At 63.6% G+C, this 19148-nt stretch carries 17 protein-coding genes and 1 pseudogene; 8 read left to right on the forward strand and 10 right to left on the reverse strand.

Annotated features, from left to right (window positions below):
• From BN1120_RS12005 to pspA, 5 genes and pseudogenes are all read right to left on the reverse strand, one after another.
• Window positions 1-236, reverse strand: a pseudogene (locus BN1120_RS12005) (TIGR01620 family protein); the annotation flags it as partial.
• Between the two features lie 49 nt (window positions 237-285).
• Window positions 286-1692, reverse strand: coding sequence for a YcjX family GTP-binding protein (locus BN1120_RS12010; protein WP_042016272.1), 1407 nt, complete (start codon window positions 1690-1692; stop codon window positions 286-288).
• A gap of 72 nt (window positions 1693-1764) precedes the next feature.
• On the reverse strand, window positions 1765-2169 hold the full coding sequence (gene pspC / locus BN1120_RS12015; RefSeq protein ID WP_039039018.1) for an envelope stress response membrane protein PspC: 405 nt from the start codon (window positions 2167-2169) through the stop codon (window positions 1765-1767).
• Window positions 2170-2275: 106 nt separating this feature from the next.
• The gene (gene pspB, locus BN1120_RS12020; protein WP_005300084.1) at window positions 2276-2512 is read right to left on the reverse strand and encodes an envelope stress response membrane protein PspB; all 237 of its coding nucleotides are present in this window, start codon (window positions 2510-2512) and stop codon (window positions 2276-2278) included.
• A gap of 3 nt (window positions 2513-2515) precedes the next feature.
• Window positions 2516-3196, reverse strand: a complete 681-nt coding sequence (pspA, locus tag BN1120_RS12025; protein WP_042016273.1) for a phage shock protein PspA — start codon at window positions 3194-3196, stop codon at window positions 2516-2518.
• Between the two features lie 196 nt (window positions 3197-3392).
• Here pspA and pspF point away from each other — a divergent pair, with 196 nt between their 5' ends.
• The 6 genes from pspF to BN1120_RS12055 all read left to right on the forward strand — a co-directional run bounded on the left by pspF (window position 3393) and on the right by BN1120_RS12055 (window position 10121).
• The gene (gene pspF, locus BN1120_RS12030) at window positions 3393-4439 is read left to right on the forward strand and encodes a phage shock protein operon transcriptional activator (protein WP_042016274.1); all 1047 of its coding nucleotides are present in this window, start codon (window positions 3393-3395) and stop codon (window positions 4437-4439) included.
• A 136-nt stretch (window positions 4440-4575) separates the two neighbouring features.
• Entirely contained in the window at window positions 4576-6171 is a 1596-nt protein-coding gene (gene sapA / locus BN1120_RS12035) for an ABC transporter substrate-binding protein SapA (RefSeq protein ID WP_010674532.1), read from the forward strand.
• A gap of 61 nt (window positions 6172-6232) precedes the next feature.
• Complete coding sequence (locus BN1120_RS12040; RefSeq protein WP_010674531.1) at window positions 6233-7192, forward strand: ABC transporter permease; 960 nt, start codon at window positions 6233-6235, stop codon at window positions 7190-7192.
• An 89-nt stretch (window positions 7193-7281) separates the two neighbouring features.
• A complete protein-coding gene (locus tag BN1120_RS12045) occupies window positions 7282-8175 on the forward strand; it encodes an ABC transporter permease subunit (RefSeq protein ID WP_042016276.1) in 894 nt (297 codons plus the stop codon).
• Window positions 8176-8254: 79 nt separating this feature from the next.
• On the forward strand, window positions 8255-9253 hold the full coding sequence (locus tag BN1120_RS12050; protein WP_010674529.1) for a peptide ABC transporter ATP-binding protein: 999 nt from the start codon (window positions 8255-8257) through the stop codon (window positions 9251-9253).
• Window positions 9254-9335: 82 nt separating this feature from the next.
• Window positions 9336-10121 (forward strand): peptide ABC transporter ATP-binding protein, encoded by a 786-nt coding sequence (locus BN1120_RS12055; protein ID WP_039039015.1) that lies wholly within the window; start codon window positions 9336-9338, stop codon window positions 10119-10121.
• A 138-nt stretch (window positions 10122-10259) separates the two neighbouring features.
• Here the strand turns inward: BN1120_RS12055 and miaE are convergent, their stop codons facing one another.
• Together miaE and BN1120_RS12065 are read right to left on the reverse strand one after the other, a co-directional pair.
• Window positions 10260-11018 carry a tRNA isopentenyl-2-thiomethyl-A-37 hydroxylase MiaE gene (gene miaE, locus BN1120_RS12060; protein WP_042016277.1) on the reverse strand — a complete coding sequence of 253 codons (759 nt, stop codon included), beginning with the start codon at window positions 11016-11018 and terminating at the stop codon, window positions 10260-10262.
• Window positions 11019-11111: 93 nt separating this feature from the next.
• Window positions 11112-12122 (reverse strand): LacI family DNA-binding transcriptional regulator, encoded by a 1011-nt coding sequence (locus BN1120_RS12065; RefSeq protein ID WP_042016278.1) that lies wholly within the window; start codon window positions 12120-12122, stop codon window positions 11112-11114.
• Between the two features lie 253 nt (window positions 12123-12375).
• Between BN1120_RS12065 and ascF the strand changes: the two genes are divergently transcribed.
• Window positions 12376-13830, forward strand: a complete 1455-nt coding sequence (gene ascF / locus BN1120_RS12070; RefSeq protein WP_042016279.1) for a PTS cellobiose/arbutin/salicin transporter subunit IIBC — start codon at window positions 12376-12378, stop codon at window positions 13828-13830.
• A 31-nt stretch (window positions 13831-13861) separates the two neighbouring features.
• Window positions 13862-15292 carry a 6-phospho-beta-glucosidase gene (locus tag BN1120_RS12075; RefSeq protein WP_042016280.1) on the forward strand — a complete coding sequence of 477 codons (1431 nt, stop codon included), beginning with the start codon at window positions 13862-13864 and terminating at the stop codon, window positions 15290-15292.
• Between the two features lie 90 nt (window positions 15293-15382).
• Here the strand turns inward: BN1120_RS12075 and purF are convergent, their stop codons facing one another.
• The 3 genes from purF to serS form a co-directional block, all read right to left on the reverse strand.
• Window positions 15383-16903, reverse strand: a complete 1521-nt coding sequence (purF, locus tag BN1120_RS12080; RefSeq protein ID WP_010674523.1) for an amidophosphoribosyltransferase — start codon at window positions 16901-16903, stop codon at window positions 15383-15385.
• Between the two features lie 18 nt (window positions 16904-16921).
• Window positions 16922-17413, reverse strand: coding sequence for a CvpA family protein (locus BN1120_RS12085; RefSeq protein WP_010674522.1), 492 nt, complete (start codon window positions 17411-17413; stop codon window positions 16922-16924).
• Between the two features lie 175 nt (window positions 17414-17588).
• Window positions 17589-18884, reverse strand: coding sequence for a serine--tRNA ligase (serS, locus tag BN1120_RS12090; protein WP_039039009.1), 1296 nt, complete (start codon window positions 18882-18884; stop codon window positions 17589-17591).
• Window positions 18885-19148 lie beyond the last annotated feature (264 nt).

Below are 19148 nucleotides of genomic sequence, written 5' to 3' on the forward strand. Positions count from 1 at the left end.
ACCCCACCCAGCCCCCAGGCCAGCAGACGATGACGGCGCCGAGGCCTGACGGTAAGCGCGGGTTCCACCTCGGTGAGCTCGTCCAGCGCGTCCAGAGGCTCGAAGCTCTCCTCTTCCAGCCGCCGGGCTGGGGCCGGTGGCTGCACTTCGCTTGCCACCGAGGGCGCGGGCTCCAGCGTCACCTTGCCTTGCAGGGGAGCGGCGTCATCGGTGCGCCATCTTGTCTGATCGTTCATCGCATTCTCTCCTGTGGGCGCCCCTCGAGCACAGCGGGCCACCCACCCGTTATTCGAGGTGATCCCCGAGCAGGAATTCCAGCGCCGCATCGAGCCGGATATGGGGGAGCGCCTGATGGGCGCTCATAGGCAGCGGGCGAAAGGCCTGAAAATCAAACCCTTGAGTTTTCCACCACTGCGCAGGCGGGATCTGGGCAGGCACCTCCCCCGGGAAGAGCAGCAAGGGCTCGCCCGAGAGGGTAGTGCCACGAATGGCGGGAAATTCCCGTCCGTCTGCCACCCCCTTGCCCACCTCAGTGGCCTTGATGGCGGCGAGCGCCAGGCATTCTGTCTCTATCCCCTCGAAGCGGGCCTGACCCCGGCCACGGCTCACCAGGTGCTGCAGGAGCGACACCAGAGGTCCGTGCTGCTCCGGCGTGACGTGATCGGCCTTGCTCGCCACAAACAGCAGCTTGTCGATGCGCGGGGAGAAGAGGCGGCGCCACCAGTTGCTCTTGCCGTAGGCGAAGCTCTCCATGATGCGGGCGATGGCCTGCTGCATGTCACCAAAGCTCGCGGCACCGGCATTGAGGGGCGCCAGGCAGTCCACCAGCACGATCTGGCGATCAAAGCCTGCAAAGTGCTGCTCATAGAAGCCCTGTACCAGATGCTGCTTGTACTGCTCGAAGCGCTGCTTGAAGGTGGCGTAGAGGGTGCCGTCTTCGGGGGAGTGTGTGGGCATCTCCCACACCCAGGGCACGAATTGCAGCAGCGGCGCACCGGCATACTCGCCGGGCAACACGAAACGCCCGGGCTGGATGAGGTGAAGCCCGAGCGCCTGCTTGCAGGCGTGCAGATAATCGGTGTAGCGGGCGGCCAGTTCGCTGGCGGCCCGCTCCTCGAAGGCTTGATCCGCCTGCCAGTGCGGCGTCAACCAGCCTGCCGCCAGGGCTTGCAGCTCGGGGCGGCACAGTTGCTCCCGCACCTGCTCGCTCCACTGCTCGTAGTTCAGATCCAGCAGCGGCAAATCCAGCAGCCACTCCCCGGGATAATCCACCAGATCCACATAGAGGGTGGAGATCTCACCCAGGTGCCGACGCAGCGGATGGCGGGTGCGATAACGGATCTCGAGGCGTACCTCGGCCACCCCCCGGGTCGGCGCGGGCCAGGCGGGCGGATCGCCAAACAGGGCATCGAGGCCCCGTTCGTAGGGAAAGGTGGGAATGTGGACGTTTTGCTGGGGCACCCGGCGAGCACCGAGGATGCGTCCCTGGCGCTGGGCGTCCCAGAGCGGCAGACGACCGTCGATGGCCGCGTGCTCCAGTTGATTGACCAGCGCCGTGATAAACGCGGTCTTGCCACTGCGAGAGAGGCCGGTGACCGCCAGCCGGATGTGGCGATCCCGGGCCCGGTTCACCGCGTCAACGGCCTTGTGCTGGAGCACCGACCAGGAGTGTTCGAGTTTGTTGCGTATCAAGGCGGGTCTTCTTCTCCTTGTGATCACATCAGAGAGACGGCCGCGAGGCAGTATCCTCGCGGCCCGGCACGATTAGAGCTTGCTGAACTCCCGTTGCAGGGTGAACTCCTTGGAGGTCACCAGCTTCTCGATGCGCTGCACCCTGGGCTCCAGTGCATCCAGCTCCTGGCCGATGCGGGCAAGGGCCTGATGAGGTGTGACGCCTGCCTGCCAGCTGCGCGCCTTCATCCGCACCTCGGCGAACTCGACATCTTCCTGGGAGTAGAGGGTGACCGGCTTCTTGTCGAGCAAGAACCAAGCGGCAATATAGGCGGTGAAGGTGATGAAACCGGCGAAGATGAGACCACTGATGGCCAGCAGCCGCACGATCCAGGTCTCCACCCCGAAGTACTCTGCCAGACCGGCACAGACCCCGGCAATCTTGCCTCGCTGGGGATCCCGGTACAGGTTGCGCCCTTCACGACTGACACTGTTCATACCTTGTTCCTCCAACCGGGGACTTCCGCATCCAGAATCGACGCCAATACGGTTCCGGTCCGCTCCGGCTTTTTGCCACGGTCATGACACCTCTCATTGAAAACCGTCATACCTTGTTTCTCCAACCAGGAACCTCGGCATCCAGAATCGACTCCAGGGCGCCGACCCGTTCCTGCATCTTCTCGGCACGCACCAGCAAGCCCTGCAGCTGTTCACGCTCACCATCGGCAAGACCGGCGCCAATGCGTCCCTTGGCGCGGTAGTGCAGCACCAGCCAGATGGGGGCCACCACCACCATGAAGACCACCATGGGAACCATCAATACACCCAGCAGATCTTCCATCTGTTACTCTCCCTGTTTCGGTGCCGGATTGTGCTGGCCCAGCTTCTGGCGCATGGCTTCCAGCTCGCGGCTAATCTGGTCGTCCGCCTCCAGCTCGGCAAACTGCTGGGCGAGCGCCTTGTCGGACTGCCCCAGATCGGCGCGGGCTTCCATCTCGTCGATGCGGCGCTCCATGCGCTCGAACTTGCTCACCACGACCTGACTGTCGCCACGGGCCACCTGGCTTTGCACGTTGAGGCGGCTGCTGGCGGCTTCGCTGCGAATGGCCATCGCCTTCTGGCGGGCACGGGCGTCTTCCAGCTTGGCTTCCAGCTGGCGGATCTCCTCCCCCAGCTTCTCGATGCCGCTGTCCACCGCCTGCTGTTCCCGAGACAGGGCGTCGGCAAGCTCCGCCTGCTTGCTCTTCTCGATGAGGGCGGCCCGGGCCAGATCTTCGCGCCCCTTGGTCAGGGCCAGCTCGGCCTTGCCCTGCCACTCGGCGACCCGCTCCTGATGGCGGCTCACCTGACGGCCGATCTCTTTTTGATTCGCGAGGAAGCGGGCCAGGTTGGAGCGCTCCTTCACCAGTTCATCTTCCATCTCCTGGATGATCAGACGCACCATCTTCTGGGGATCTTCCGCCTTGTCGAGCAGGGCCGTCAGATTGGAATTGATGATGTCGGCCAGGCGAGAAAAAATGCTCATGATTGTACTCCTGTGATAGGCATCGGGTTGTGTCTCCATTGACAATGGCAACTTGTGTGCCAATCTGGAACAATATTTAACTTGTTGATTTATATGGGCACTCAGAATGCAGTTCAAGTCCCGGGGAAACAAGTGATGATTAAAATAACCAACTTTTGGTAAGATTAACCAGATTTTTCAACTCACAGGGGCAGGGATGACCACGGCCACGGAAAGTCTGTTGGGTGAATCCAACGCATTTCTAGAAATCATCGAGCAGGCATCGCGCCTCGCGCCGCTGCGCAAGCCCGTACTCATCATCGGCGAGCGGGGGACCGGCAAGGAGCTCATCGCCCACCGCCTACATTATCTCTCGGATCGCTGGGATCAAAGCTTTGTCACCATCAACTGTGCCACCTTGAGCGAGAGCCTGCTGGAGACCGAGCTGTTTGGCCACGAGGCGGGCTCTTTCACTGGCGCCGCCAAGCGTCATCAGGGGCGCTTCGAGCGGGCCGACGGCGGCACCCTGTTCCTCGACGAACTGGCCACCACCAGCGCCCGGGTGCAGGAAAAACTGCTGCGGGTCATCGAGTACGGGGAGTTCGAGCGGGTGGGCGGTGCCAAGCCCCTCAAGGTGGATGTGCGGCTGGTGTGCGCCACCAACGAGGATCTGCCTGCACTGGCAGAGAAAGGACTGTTTCGTCACGACCTGCTGGACCGGCTCGCCTTCGACGTCATCACCCTGCCCCCCCTGCGGGAGCGGCGCGAGGACATCCTGATGCTGGCGGAACACTTCGCCCACGGCATGACCCGGGAGCTGGGGTATCCGCTCTTTGCCGGCTTCTCGCGCAAGGCGACCCAGCTGCTGCAAGATTACCCCTGGCCGGGCAACGTGCGGGAGCTCAAGAACGTGGTGGAGCGCAGTCTCTATCGCCAGGGCAACCCCCAGTTGCCGCTGGCGGATCTGGTGCTCAATCCCTTTGACTCCCCCTGGCGCCCCCGTGCCCGAGGTGACGCCGCCCCTTCCACCGACGCGCCGACCTCGGCAGAAACGGCCCCGACCCCGACCCTGCCGCTGGATCTCAAAGGGGCGGTGGCGGAGTACGAGATTAATTTACTCAAGCAAGCGATTCAGCAATCCCAGTATAATCAGCGCAAAGCAGCCCAGTTGCTGGCCCTGAGCTATCACCAGTTCCGGGGGATGCTGCGCAAATATCAATTGCTGGACGGGGATGACAACAGTGGCAACCAGGAGGCGGGCTGATGCCTGGCACCGGGTCTGTGCGCGCGGATAACGCGGCGCACGTCACCCCTGACGGGAGCGCCTGCCCGGCCGCCCCCCGCAACGCGCCCGCCCCCTGGCGGGCAACTTTGTCTGAAAACATGGTTCCAACATGAGAATGCTCACCCCCCTGCTGCTTGGTCTCCTGGTCCTAGTCAGCGGCTGTCAGAAACGCGATGAAGCCTCCAAAACCGGGCTCATCTATTGTGCCGAAGGGGCACCCCGAACCTTCAACCCGCAGCTTGCCAATTCGGATGCGACCCTGGATGCCAGTGCCCGTCCCATCTACGATCGCCTGCTCGAGGTCAATGCCAACACCCTCGGCATCGAAGGGGGGCTCGCCACCCGCTGGCAAAGCAGCGAGGACGGCCTCTCCTATACCCTGACTCTGCGCAAGGGAGTGACCTTCCACCGTACCCCCTGGTTCAGCCCGACCCGTCACTTCAATGCCGACGACGTCCTGTTCACCTGGCAGCGCCTGCTGGACGAACACCACCCCTTCCACGCCGTCTCCGGCGGCGAGTACCCCTATTTTTACAGCCTGGGGCTCGGCAACCTCATCAAGCGGGTCTACAAGAAGGGGCCCTATGAGGTGGTGTTCGAGCTGAACCGCCCCGATGCCTCCTTCCTCGCCACCCTGGCCAGCGACTACGCCATCGTGCTCTCCGCCGAGTACGGGGAGCAGATGCTAAAGGCCGGCACCCCGGCGCTGCTGGACAGCCGCCCCATCGGCACCGGCCCCTTCAGCTTCAAGGAGTATCGCCACAACGAGTTCGTGCGCTACCTGCGCCACCCCGGCTACTGGGGCGGCGAGGCCAGAATGGAGCAGCTCATCTACGACATCACCCCCAAGTCCTCCAAACGCCTTGCCAAGCTGTTGACCGGCGAGTGCGACGTGATGAGCACCCCCTCTGCCAGCCAGCTGTCAGTGATAGACAAGGACTCCCACCTGGATCTGTCGGTGCAGTCGGGGATGAACGTCGCCTTCCTCGCCCTCAATACCCGCAAGGCCCCTTTCAACAAGGTGCAGGTGCGCCAGGCCCTCGCCAGCGCCATCAATGTGCAGAATCTGCTGCAGGCGGTCTATTTCGAGACCGGCCAGAGCGCCGCCAGCCTGCTGCCGCCCCTCTCATGGGGCTACAATCCCTCCCTGCCCCAGCGCAAGCCGGATCTCAAGCTCGCTCGCCAGTTGCTCAAGGACGCGGGCTACCCCAACGGCTTCGAGATGCAGGTGCTGGTGCAACCCGGCGCCCGTCCCTACAACCCGGACGGCCTCAAGACGGCGCAACTGATGCGCAGCGATTTCGCCAAGATTGGGGTGAGCCTCAAGATAGTGCAGCAGGCCTGGCCGGTCATCGAGACCCGGCTCGCCCATGGACAATATGACAGCCTGCTCTCGGGCTGGATCGCCGACAACGCGGATCCGGACAACTTCTTCCGCCAGTTGCTGAGCTGCGCCGCCGTCGAGCGGGGCAACAACTACAGCCGCTGGTGCAGCCCGGCGTTTGATCAGCTGCTGGACGATGCGGTGACCACCCCGCAGCTCGCCTTCCGCCTGCGCAACTATTACTATGCCCAGTCCCTGCTCAACGAGCAGTTGCCGCTCATTCCCCTGGCCCATGCCCTGAGAACCCAGGTGAGTCGCAGCGACATTCAGGGGCTGACCCTGATGCCCTTTGGCGGCACCACCTTCAACCAGGCCCATCGGGAGTGACCATGACAGATAACCACTCCATCGTCGGGCCATCGGCGCACCGCCCCCAGGAGGCATAAACATGTTTTTCTATATCCTGCGCCGCATCACCCTGCTGGTGATCACCCTCCTGGTGCTGACTCTGGGGGCCTACCTCCTGGAGTTTCGCCTCATCACCCAGGTGCTGGATTTCTGGCACGGCTATCCTGACTTCCTCCAGCGCATCGCCGCCGGGGATTTCGGGCTCTCCAGCGTCTCCGGCCAGCCGGTCCTCGACGAGATCCGTCACTACTTCCCGGCGACCCTGACCCTCTGCCTCGCCGCCTTCGCCATCTCGCTGCTGGTGGGCATCCCCCTGGGCACCCTCGCGGCCCTCTATCAGGGGCGCAGCCCGGACCTCTCCATCATGGCCGCCGGCCTCGTCGGCTATGCCATCCCGGTCTTCTGGCTGGGGCTGCTGATGGTGATGTTCTTCTCCCTGGATCTTGGCTGGCTCCCCTCTTCTGGCCAGATCAGCCTGCTCTACGACGTGCCCTCCATCACCGGGATTGCCATCGTCGATGTGCTGATGAGCCAGGAGCCCTGGCGGGAGGCGGCCCTGCACGACGCCCTGCGCCATCTGGTACTGCCTTCCCTGGTGCTGGCCGTGGTGCCCACCACCGAGGTGATCCGCCACGTGCGCAGCTCCCTCATCGACGTGATGAAACAGAACTACATCAAGGCCGCCGCCAGCCGCGGACTCTCCCGCCGCCAGATCGTCTGGCGTCACGGGCTCAAGAACGCCCTGCCCCCCGTGTTGCCGCTGCTGGGGCTGCAACTTGGCAGCGTGCTCACCTCCGCCATGATCACCGAGGTGGTGTTCGACTGGCCCGGCATCGGCCGCTGGCTGGTGAGCAGCATCGCGCTGCAGGACTACGCCGCCATCCGCGGCGCCTTCCTGGTGGTGGCGAGCTTCGTCATCTTCATCAGCGTCAGCACCGATCTGCTGACCACCATCATGTATCCGGCACGGCGTAAAGAACTCTATGCAAGACAAGATTGATTGCGGTCTGTGGATGAACCACGGCGGCCCATGGGCCACCGGTGCACAGACGTGCCCATCCCCTTGCGACCAGCACGGGAGCCTGCATCATGCACGATAAATCGAACATCTATCCGGAGCTCAAGATCCTCTCCCCCCTGGAGCAGACCTGGGCCTCCTACCGACGCAACCCGCTGGCCATGGCGGGGCTCTGGTGCTTCGGGCTGCTGCTGCTGGTGACCCTCATCGGCCCCCTGGTGATCCCCTACGGCATCGACGATCAGCACAGCAGCCACCTGCTGCTCGCCCCCTCCTGGGCCAACAGCGGCAACATCGATTACTTCCTGGGGACCGACGATCTGGGGCGCGACATCCTCTCCCGTCTGGTGGCCGGGGCCAGGCTCACCTTCGGCAACGCCCTGCTAGTGGTGCTCATCGCCCTGGTCATCGGCTCGGCCATCGGCATCCTCGGCGGCATGAGCAAGGGGGTGAAGTCGAGCGTGCTCCATCACCTGCTCGATACCCTGCTCTCCATCCCGTCCCTGCTGCTGGCCATCATCGTCGTGGCCATCCTGGGGCCGGGTCTGTTCAACACCCTGATCGCCATCACGCTCGCGTTGATACCGCCTTTCATCCGGGCGACCTACAACGCGGTCCACGCCGAGATGCAGAAGGAGTACATCATCGCAAGCCGCCTCGACGGCTCTCCACCCCTGCGGATCATGCGTCTGGCCATCTTGCCGAACATCGTCGAGACCCTGGTGACCCAGACCACCCGCACCCTCTCCGCCGCCATCCTGGACATCTCGGCGGTGGGCTTCCTCGGTCTCGGGGCCCAGTCTCCCCAGCCGGAGTGGGGTGCCATGCTGGCCGATTCGAGCGATCTTATCTATCTGGCCCCCTGGACGGTGACCCTGCCCGGGATGGCCATCCTGTTCAGCGTGCTGGTGACCAACCTAGTGGGCGAAGGCATTCGCGAAGCACTCAAAGAGGGGAACGACTGATGTTGCCAGCCTTGTTATCTATCCCCGCCCCCGGACGCCCTGAGCGACCCGGCTGCGCCCTGAACGGGAGACATTGCTGATGCCCCTGCTCGACATACGCAACCTCACCATCGAAATCGACACCCCCCAGGGCAAGGTCAAGGCGGTGGACAGAGTCAGCCTGACCCTGAACGAGGGGGAGATCCGCGGGCTGGTGGGGGAATCCGGCTCGGGCAAGAGCCTGGTGGCCAAGGTGATCGTCGGCATCCAGAAGGACAACTGGACGGTGCGCGCCGACCGGATGCGCTTCAACGACATGGATCTGCTGACCATGGCGCCCAAGGAGCGGCGCCGCATCATGGGGCGGGAGATAGCGATGATCTTCCAGGACCCCATCAGCTGCCTCGACCCCTCGGAGGAGATAGGCACCCAGCTCGAAGAGGCCATCCCCACCAGCGCCTTCACCGGCAAGTTCTGGCAGCGCTTCCAGTGGCGCAAGAAGCGGGCCATCGCCCTGCTGCACCGGGTCGGGGTCAAGGATCACCGCAAGGTCATGCGGGCCTATCCCCACGAGCTGTCGGACGGCATGTGCCAGAAGGTGATGATCGCCATGGCCATCGCCAACCAGCCGCGCCTGCTGGTGGCGGACGAACCCACCAGCGCCATGGAGTCCACCACCCACTCCCAGATCCTGCGGTTGCTGGACAAGATGAACAAGCTGGGCAATACCACCATCCTCATCATCAGCAACGACATCGCCGCCATCGCGAACCTGACCGACACCCTCAACATCATGTATTGCGGCCAGATGGTGGAAGTGGGGACCCGGGACCAGATCCTGGAATCCCCTCACCACCCCTATACGGATGCCCTTCTCAAGTCCATCCCGGACTTTGACAAGCTGGTGCGCCACAAGTCCCGGCTCGAGACCCTGCCCGGGGTGATACCGCCGCTGCAGCATCTGCCCATCGGCTGCCGCCTCGGCCCACGCTGCCCCTACGCCCAGAAGCAGTGCGTGCAGACGCCGCTGATGAGCAAGGTCAAGGGGCATCAGTTCAGTTGCCACTTCCCGCTCAACATGGAAGAACCGAAGAAATGAACCGGCACCAGACCCTGATCCGGGGCACCTGCCCGCCCCGTCAGCCCCTCTATCCGGCGAGCACACCCAAGGAGACCACGTCGTGACCGAACCTTCCCTGTTGCAGGTCAGGGGCCTGTGCAAGACCTACCAGAACCGCACCGGCCTGTTCAGGCGCCGCGCGGTGGAGGCGATAAAGCCCCTCTCGTTCGATCTCGAAGTGGGCCAGACCCTGGCCATCGTCGGGGAGGCGGGCTCGGGCAAGAGCACCCTGGCCCGCATTCTGGCTGGCATGATTGAACCGAGCGGCGGGGAGATCGCCATCGAGGGGCAACCCATGGTCCACGGCGATTACCAGACACGCTGCAAGCTGCTGCGGATGATCTTCCAGGACCCCAACACCTCCCTTAACCGGAAAATCCGGGTCGGCCAGATCCTGGAGACCCCCCTTCGCCTCAACACGGCCCTGAGCGAGGAGGAGCGCCGGGAGAAGGTGATCCAGACCCTGCGCATGGTGGGCATGCTGCCCGACCACGCCCTCTTCTATCCCCAGATGCTCTCCGCCGGCCAGCAGCAGCGGGTGGGGCTGGCACGGGCGCTCATCCTCAATCCCAAGATAGTGGTGGCGGACGAGGCACTCTCGACCTTGGATATTTCGGTACGCTCCCAGATCATCAACCTGCTGCTGGAGATGCAGGAGACCATGGGGCTGAGCTATGTGCTGGTGGCCAACGATCTGGGGATCGTCAGCCACATCAGCGACGAGGTGCTGGTGATGCACGAAGGGCGTGTGGTGGAGCGCGGCAAGACCTTGCGGGTCTTCGCCGACCCCCAGCACGACGTCACCCGCCGCCTCATTCAGAACTACAACAACGAATACCGCCGCTGATCCCGCGGCGCGTTTCCCCTTGCGCCAGACATAAAAAAACCCGGCCTGATGTCTCATCAGTCGCCGGGGGATTGCGCTCAAAAAGTGATTGCGTCGCTCGTAGTAGGAACAGGGGAATGGTAGGCAGCCCCCGTCACCTCAACAACTGTCAGATCTGACAGGCAGTCCGCTATGGAACCGGAATTGCGGATCCGGCGAACAGATGAGCTCGGCCTCCAGGCGACCGAAGAAGGCCACCCGCTCGCTGATGTCTTCGTCTGCGAACGTCTGTGCCAGGGCCAGGTAGTCCTGATAGTGACGCGCCTCCGAGCGCAGCAGGGAGACATAGAAGCGGCCAAGCTCCTCGTCCAGATGAGGGGCCAGCCTGGCAAAACGCTCGCAGGATCGCGCTTCGATATAGGCACCGATGATCATCTTGTCCACCACGGCCGCCGGCTCGTAGGTGCGCACATGGGTCAGCAGGCTGCGGGCATAGCGGGAGGCGGTGACGGGACCATAGGGGATGCCCCGTGCGGCCATGATCTCCAGCACCTGCTCGAAGTGGTGCAACTCCTCCTGGATGAGGCGCACCATGGGGAACAGCAGGGGATTGCGCTCCAGCTCGGCAAACACGCTCCTGTCTGATTCGCCCATGGTGCGCTTGCCGAGGATCTCCGCCTTCTCCGGCAAGGCATCGAGCTCCCGGTAGAAGGTCAGCTTGGGCAGCAGGTGACGCTTCTCCTTGGGCAGGCAGTAGCGGCGCACCAGGCTGTGGGCGGTGAGTGCCGCCTTGTTCTCGCAGTTTGCGTGATCGATAAGCAGGGTCGGCAACTGGGCGGGATCCCGCGCCATTTCCACCCACTCATCCGGGGTCTCGCAATGCAGGAACTGGCGAACGGGGGCTAACAGGTCATCCATCTGAACTCTCATCTGTTGATACGACACGCGGCGCCTGGCGCCGGGGGGCCTATGCTAACGGATCCCGCCCGGCCTGCCCACCGCCATCATGGCTCAGCCCGTCAGACGCCTGAGGGAGTCGCGGCGGATCAGGGTGCCGCTGAAGGCGGGCAGTGCGTCCTGGCTCCCCTCCTCCACCATGGTGATCAGGCGATTGATGGTCTCCTGGATCATCCCGTTCACCGGCATCTTGACGCTCGACAGCGCGGGAATGACGTAAGGGGCCAGGGGGATGTCGTCAAACCCCACCACCGAGACCTCGTCAGGCACCATCACACCGGCTTCGTGCAGCCGTTTGATGGCCCCGATCGCCATGTCATCGTTGCTGGCCACCAGGGCGCTGAAGCGAGCGCCTCGCGCCAGCAAGGCCGAGACGGCGGCCGCGCCACAGGCGGGGGTCCATTTGCCGGGGGCGATCAAGGTCTCCTGCACCGGGATGCCGTGCCGGATCAGCGCCTGCCGGTAACCGGCCAGGCGCTCGGCGCCGGTGGGGGAATCCGCAGAGCCTGCAATGAAGGCGATCTCCCTGTGCCCCATGGCCACCAGCTTGTCCACCACCGCCTCCGCCGCCGCCTGCTGATCCGCATAGACGCAGTGGGCCGGATGGCGGCTCAGACGCCGGTTGAGCACCATGATGGGCTGCTCATGCTGCTCGATGATCTCGTCCATCTCCTCCACCCCAAGAAAACGTGGATAGATGATGACGCCATCGCAACGGGAATCGAGCAGATACTGGATGGCCTGGCGCTCCTCGTCGGCGCTGTGCTTGCCGTCCGCCAGTATGAGCTGGCGCCCCCGATCCTCGGTCATCCGCGCCACCTGGGAGAGCAGCTCGCCGAAGTAGACGCCGTGGTAGAGGGTGTTGGTGACCACCAGTCCCAGGGTCCGGGTGTGCCTGGTCGCCAGCTGCCTCGCCACCAGGTTGGGGCGATAGCCGCACTCCTCGATGGCCTGCTGCACCCGGTCCCGGGTCTCCTGGCTGGTGTAACCATTGCCCGACAACACCCGGGAGACCGTCGCCTTCGACACCCCTGCCCGCCTTGCCACCTCCAGCATCGTCGTCATTGTGTTCTCCCTTGCTCGTAACGGGGCGCAGTGTACTGCACCGCCCCCGGCTTGTCGTCGCACGAATGGCGTGCAGGCCCGGGTTCAGTGATCTCATTCACGGATCCGGACGCTCGCTGCACAAGATGCTTGTCTCCCACGCTCAGGCCGCGCACTCTATGTGGAACCGGTTCCACATTCAGTTTCATGCGCGTTCCCGCCCTTCGCGGCGGCGGGGGCGAGCAGGCCCACTTGGTTAAAAGGATCTACCTCGATGTCAAAAAACTATGCGGCTCTGGCCGGTACCGTCATCACCGCACTCGGCGGCGCCGACAATGTCGTCGCCGTGACCCACTGCATGACGCGGCTGCGCTTTGTGCTCGGCGATCCCGCCCGGGTCAATGGCCCTGCCCTCAAGGCGATCACGGGCGTGCTCGGGGTGGTGCAGGCGGACAACCAGTGTCAGGTGATCATCGGCAACACCGTCTCCCACGCCTATCGCGAAGTGCTGGCCCTGCTGCCCCAGGGTGGCGGGCAGACTCCGCTTCCGGAGGCTTCCGCTGGCTGGAGCCTGCGCCGCATGGGCGCCGCCATCCTCGACGCCCTGATCGGCACCATGTCCCCCCTCATCCCGGCCATCATCGGCGGCTCCATGCTCAAGCTGCTGGCCATGGTGCTGGAGATGACCGGCGTGCTGGAGAAAGGCTCCTCGACCCTCACCATCCTCACGGTGGCCGGGGATGGGGCCTTCTTCTTCCTGCCCCTGATGGTGGCCGCCTCCGCCGCCGTCAAGTTCAAGACCAACATGTCCCTGGCCATCGCCATCGCAGGCGTGCTGGTGCACCCCAGCTTCATCGAGCTGATGGCCAGAGCCGCCGAAGGGGAGCAGGTGACTTTCGCCCTGGTCCCGGTGACCGCGGTCAAATACACCTACACCGTCATTCCGGCGCTGGTGATGACCTGGTGCCTCTCCTACATCGAGGGCTGGGTCGACCGCATCACCCCGGCGGTCACCAAGAACTTCCTCAAACCCATGCTGATCGTGCTGATCGCGGCACCGCTCGCCATCCTCTTCATCGGCCCCGTCGGCATCTGGATTGGCACCGCCATCTCCGGCCTGGTCTACACGGTCCACGACTACCTGGGCTGGCTGTCGGTGGCCATCATGGGGGCGCTCTGGCCCCTGCTGGTGATGACCGGCATGCACCGCGTCTTCACCCCGACCATCATCCAGACCATCGCCGAGACCGGCAAGGAAGGCATGGTCATGCCCTCCGAAATCGGCGCCAATCTCTCTCTTGGCGGCTCGTCCCTGGCGGTGGCCTGGCGCACCCGTAACCCGGAACTGCGCCAGACGGCGCTCGCGGCGGCCGCCTCCGCCATCATGGCGGGGATCTCCGAACCCGCACTCTACGGTGTGGCCCTGCGCCTCAAGCGTCCGCTCATCGCGAGCCTCATCAGCGGCTTTGTCTGCGGTGCCGTCGCCGGCATGGCGGGGCTCGCCAGCCACTCCATGGCCGCCCCCGGGCTCTTTACCAGCGTGCAGTTCTTCGATCCGGCCAACCCCATGACCATCGCCTGGGTGTTCGGCGTGATGGCCCTCTCGGTGGTGCTCTCCTTCGTGCTGACTCTGGTGATGGGGTTCGAGGACATCCCGGTCGAGAGCCCGGCCCCCCGCGCCGCGCCCGTGCAACCCGTCGCCACCAGCCAGGCGCAGGCCGGGCTGTGACACCCCATTCAGACATGACAAGAGGTAACCAATGTCGTTAACAAGATTTCCCGAGGGCTTTCTCTGGGGCGGTGCCCTGGCCGCCAATCAGGCGGAGGGCGGCTATCTCGAGGGGGGCAAGGGGCTGACCACGGTAGACATGATCCCCCATGGCCCGCGCCGCATGGCGGTCAAACTCGGCCAGGAGAAGCGCATCGCGCTGCAAGATGACGAGTTCTACCCAAGCCACGGGGCCATCGACTTCTATCACCGCTATCGGGAGGACATCGCCCTGATGGCCGAGATGGGCTTCACCGTGTTTCGCACCTCCATCGCCTGGGCCCGTCTCTACCCCAGGGGGGACGAGCGCGAGCCCAATGCCGAGGGCATCGCCTTCTACCGCGCGGTGTTCGAGGAGTGCAGAAAGTACAACATCGAGCCCCTGGTGACCCTGTGCCACTTCGATGTGCCCATGCACCTGGTGACCGAGTACGGCTCCTGGCGCAACCGCCAGATGGTGGAGTTTTTCACCCGCTACGCCCGCACCTGCTTCGAGCAGTTCGACGGCCTGGTGAAGTACTGGCTCACCTTCAACGAGATCAACATCCTGCTGCACAGCCCCTTCTCCGGGGCGGGGCTGGTGTTCGAGGAAGGGGAGCACCAGGATCAGGTGAAGTATCAGGCCGCCCACCACGAGCTGGTGGCCAGCGCCCTGGCGACCCGGATCGCCCACGAGGTGAACCCGGCCAACCAGGTGGGCTGCATGCTGGCGGGGGGCAACTTCTACCCCTACTCCTGCAAGCCCGCCGACGTCTGGACCGCCCTCCAGAAAGATCGGGAGAACCTCCTCTTCATCGACGTGCAGGCCAGGGGCGCCTATCCGGCCTATGCGCAGAGGGTGTTTCGTGACAAGGGGGTCACCCTGGTGAAGGGGCCGGAAGATGACGAGATCCTCAGGCACACCGTGGATTTCGTCTCCTTCAGCTACTACGCCTCCCGCTGCGCCGCCGCCGACATGAATGCGGGCAACACCAGCGAGGCCAACGTGGTCAAGTCCCTGCGCAATCCCCACATCGAGGTGAGCGAGTGGGGCTGGGGCATCGATCCCCTGGGCCTTCGCATCACCCTCAACACCTTGCACGATCGCTACCAGAAGCCCCTCTTCCTGGTGGAAAACGGCTTGGGTGCAGTGGACGAAGTGAACGAGCAAGGGGAGATAGAGGACGACTACCGCATCGCCTACCTGCGCGCCCACATCGAGGCCATGGGGGATGCCATCGAGGACGGCGTGCCCCTGATGGGGTACACCAGCTGGGGCTGCATCGATCTCGTCTCCGCCTCCACCGGCGAGATGAGCAAGCGCTATGGCTTCGTCCACGTGGACAGGGACGACGCTGGCCATGGCACCCTGGCCCGCCGGCGCAAGAAGTCGTTCTGGTGGTACAAGAAGGTGATCGCGAGCAACGGGGAGGATCTGGCCTGAGGCCCCCCTCAGTTTCGCCGCAAGGCGCATCCATGCAACAGGGGGGCCGAGGCCCCCCTGTTGTTCATCACGCTGGCAATCTGAAAACGTTTAACTGCCTTCGTTGAAGATCTCGAGGTTGCTGGTCCCTTCCTGCCACTCGCGCACGGCCTTGTTGTCGTCGCTGCGCAGGGCATTGAGGTGGTCCAGATAACCCTGATCCACGTCGGAGGTCACATAGTGACCGTTGAAGACCGAGGTCTCGAAGTGGCGCAGCTCGGGGTTGATCTCCCGCACCGCCTCTTCCAGATCTTCCAGATCCTGGAAGATGAGGCCGTCGGCACCGATAAGCTTGCACACCTCTTCCACTTCACGGCCATGGGCAATGAGCTCGTTGGCGGTGGGCATGTCGATGCCGTAGACGTTGGGGAAGCGAATTTCCGGCGCGGCCGAGGCGAAGTAGACCTTGGCGGCCCCTGCTTCACGGGCCATCTGGATGATCTGCTCGGAGGTGGTGCCCCGCACGATGGAGTCGTCCACCAGCAACACCTTCTTGCCCTTGAATTCGGAGCTGATGGCGTTGAGCTTGCGGCGCACCGACTTCTTGCGCTGGGTCTGGCCCGGCATGATGAAGGTACGGCCGATGTAGCGGTTCTTCACGAAGCCCTGACGGTACGGCAGGCCCAGGGTGTGGGCGATTTCCAGCGCCACGTCGCAGGAGGTCTCGGGGATGGGGATGACCACGTCCACGTCGAGATCGTCCCACTCCCGTGCGATCTTCTGGCCCAGCTTGCGACCCATGTTGAGGCGGGCGGCATAGACGGAGACCTTGTCGATGAAGGAGTCGGGACGGGCGAAGTAGACGTATTCGAAGATGCAGGGGTTCATCTGCGGGTTCTCCGCACACTGCTCGGAGAAGAGCTGGCCCTGCTCGGTAATGTAGATGGCCTCGCCCGGGGCGACGTCACGCACCGTCTCGAAGCCGATGGCGTCGAGGGCCACGCTCTCGGAGGCGAGCATGTACTCCACCTGCCCCTGCTCGTCGACCCGGCGACCCAGGATCAGCGGGCGAATGCCGTTCGGGTCACGGAACCCGATGAGGCCGTGGCCGATCACCAGAGAGACCACGGCATAGGCGCCGCGGATCTGCTGGTGTACCTTGCGCACCGCCGAGAAGATATCTTCCGGGCGCAGCGCCATCTTGTCGCACAAGTCCAGCTCGTGGGCCAGCACGTTCAACAGCACTTCGGAGTCCGAGGTGGTGTTGATGTGGCGGCGGGCCACCTTGAACTGCTGCTCCTTGAGCTCCTTGGCGTTGGTGAGGTTGCCGTTGTGGGCCAGCACCATGCCGTAGGGGGAGTTCACGTAAAACGGCTGCGCCTCTGCCGCACTGGAGCTGCCTGCGGTGGGATAACGGACGTGTCCGATGCCGATATTCCCTTTCAGGCGCTGCATGTGGCGCACTTCAAACACATCCTTCACCAGACCGTTGGCCTTGCGTTGCCGGAAGTTTCCACTGTCAATGGTCACGATCCCGGCGGCATCCTGTCCCCTGTGCTGCAACACCGTCAAGGCGTCGTAGAGGGCCTGATTGACGGGGGTGGTGCCAACTATACCGACAATACCGCACATGTCTTTGCTACCTCGAAGTCACTGTACCTGTTGAAGAAAACTGGACGAGTTCATCATGAACCCGAAAAACCACTGGATCACCGGCTTGAACTCCGGCACCAGCCTGGACGCCACCCACCAGTCGCTCTGGGAGAGGCTGGTGAAGGTATCCATGAAAAACAGCAGGGCGCTGACGATCAGCACCCCGCGAATGGCGCCAAAACAGACCCCGAGCACCCTGTCTGTGCCGGAAAGCCCGGTCTTTTCCACCAGCAGGCCCACCACGTAGTTCACCACGCTCCCCAGGATCAGGGTCGCCACGAACAGGGCGGCGATGGCCAGACCGTTGCGAACCATGGCATCGGAGAAAGAGGTGAAATAGACGGCGAGATCGGGATAGAAATGGCTGGCAATGAAAAAGGCGACGAACCAGGTGACCAGAGACATGGCCTCCTTGAGAAAGCCGCGCACCAGGCTGATGAGGGCGGAGAAACCGACGATGCCGATGATGGCGTAATCAATCCAGACCATAGAAAAAGATGTCCTGCGAAATTGCGGCGCAGTCTAACAAAAACGATTGCGCAATGCTTGATAAAATTGTGTTACAGGCCCGAAGGGAGCTATCCCTTCCCCTTGCGGCGGGTTTCCCGGGCCCAGAATGCACAACGCCATGGCATGCCATGGCGTTGTCGTCAGCAACGAGCGCTTACCCGATGTGGGTCAGGCCGCCCATGTAGGATTGCAGCGCAGCCGGGATGGCGATGCGGCCATCTGCCTGCTGGTAGTTCTCGAGCACGGCCACCAGGGTACGACCCACCGCCAGACCGGAACCATTCAGGGTGTGAATGAGCTGCGGCTTGCCGTCGATGCGCACGCGAGCCTGCATGCGGCGCGCCTGGAAGTCGGTGCAGTTGGAGACGGAGGAGATCTCGCGATAGGTGTTCTGGGCCGGCAGCCACACTTCCAGATCGTAGGTCTTGGCGGCGCAGAAGCCCATGTCACCGGTGGAAAGCGCCATCACGCGATACGGCAGCTCCAGCAGTTGCAGCACCTTCTCGGCGTGACCCACCATCTCTTCCAGGGCATCCCAGGATTTTTCCGGGTGCACCAGTTGCACCATCTCGACCTTGTCGAACTGGTGCATACGGATGAGGCCACGGGTATCACGACCGTAGGAGCCCGCTTCGGAGCGGAAGCAGGGGCTGTGGGCGGTCATCTTGATGGGCAGCTCCTGCTCGTCGAAGATCTCGTCACGGGCCATGTTGGTGAGCGGCACTTCGGAGGTCGGGATGAGGGAGAACTTGCGCACCTTGCCTTCGTCTTCCCCTTCCCCTTCGATGCCGGTATTGAAGAGATCCTGGGAGAACTTGGGCAGCTGGCCGGTGCCGTACAGGCTGTCCGGGTTGACCAGATAGGGCACGTAGCACTCGGTGTAGCCGTGCTGCAGGGTGTGCAGGTCCAGCATGAACTGGGCCAGGGCGCGGTGCAGACGGGCAATCTGGCCCTTCATTACCACGAAACGGGCGCCGGAGAGCTTGACGCCGTTCTTGAAGTCGACCCCCTTGGCCGCCTCACCCAGATCGATGTGATCGCGTACCGGGAAATCGAACTCACGGGGAGTGCCCCAGCGGCGGACCTCCACGTTGTCGTTCTCGTCACGGCCCACCGGGGTGGTCTCGCTCGGCAGGTTGGGGATGGCGTCGGCGATCCCCTTGAGCTGGGCCAGCAGGGCCTCCAGCTCGACCTTGCTGGTCTCGAGCTCGTCGTTGATCTTGGTCACCTCGGCCTTGAGGGGGGCAACATCTTCACCACGACGGGCAGCCTCACCGATGGACTTGGAGCGGGCGTTGCGCTCGGCCTGCAGCTCCTGGGTGCGGGACTGCAGATCCTTGCGTTTCTCTTCCAGAACATTGACCGCCGCTACGTCCAGAACGTAGCCACGTGTCGCCAGACGAGCGGCAGCTTCGGTGATGTCGCTGCGCAGATATTTGGGATCCAGCATGGTTTACCTACTTTTTTTAATGGGATCTGGGCCCGGGTCATCGTGACCGGGTTGGGAAACAGATCCGGAAGTTAACATCGGTTGGCGCACCCCTTTGCCTTCGGAATCGGGCCTTCGAAATCAAGAAGATGGTGCAAGGCCAAGACAACCGGGGTCAGACGGGCAGTGTAGCAGACCGCCCCCCCGCCCGAACAGGGACTATTGCGCCCGTTTTTGCCGGGAGCCTCCTCCCCTGATGCCCTGGCCGTGCCCTTTTCCGGGCAA

The organism is Aeromonas caviae (genome assembly GCF_000819785.1).
Lineage (GTDB): Bacteria > Pseudomonadota > Gammaproteobacteria > Enterobacterales > Aeromonadaceae > Aeromonas > Aeromonas caviae.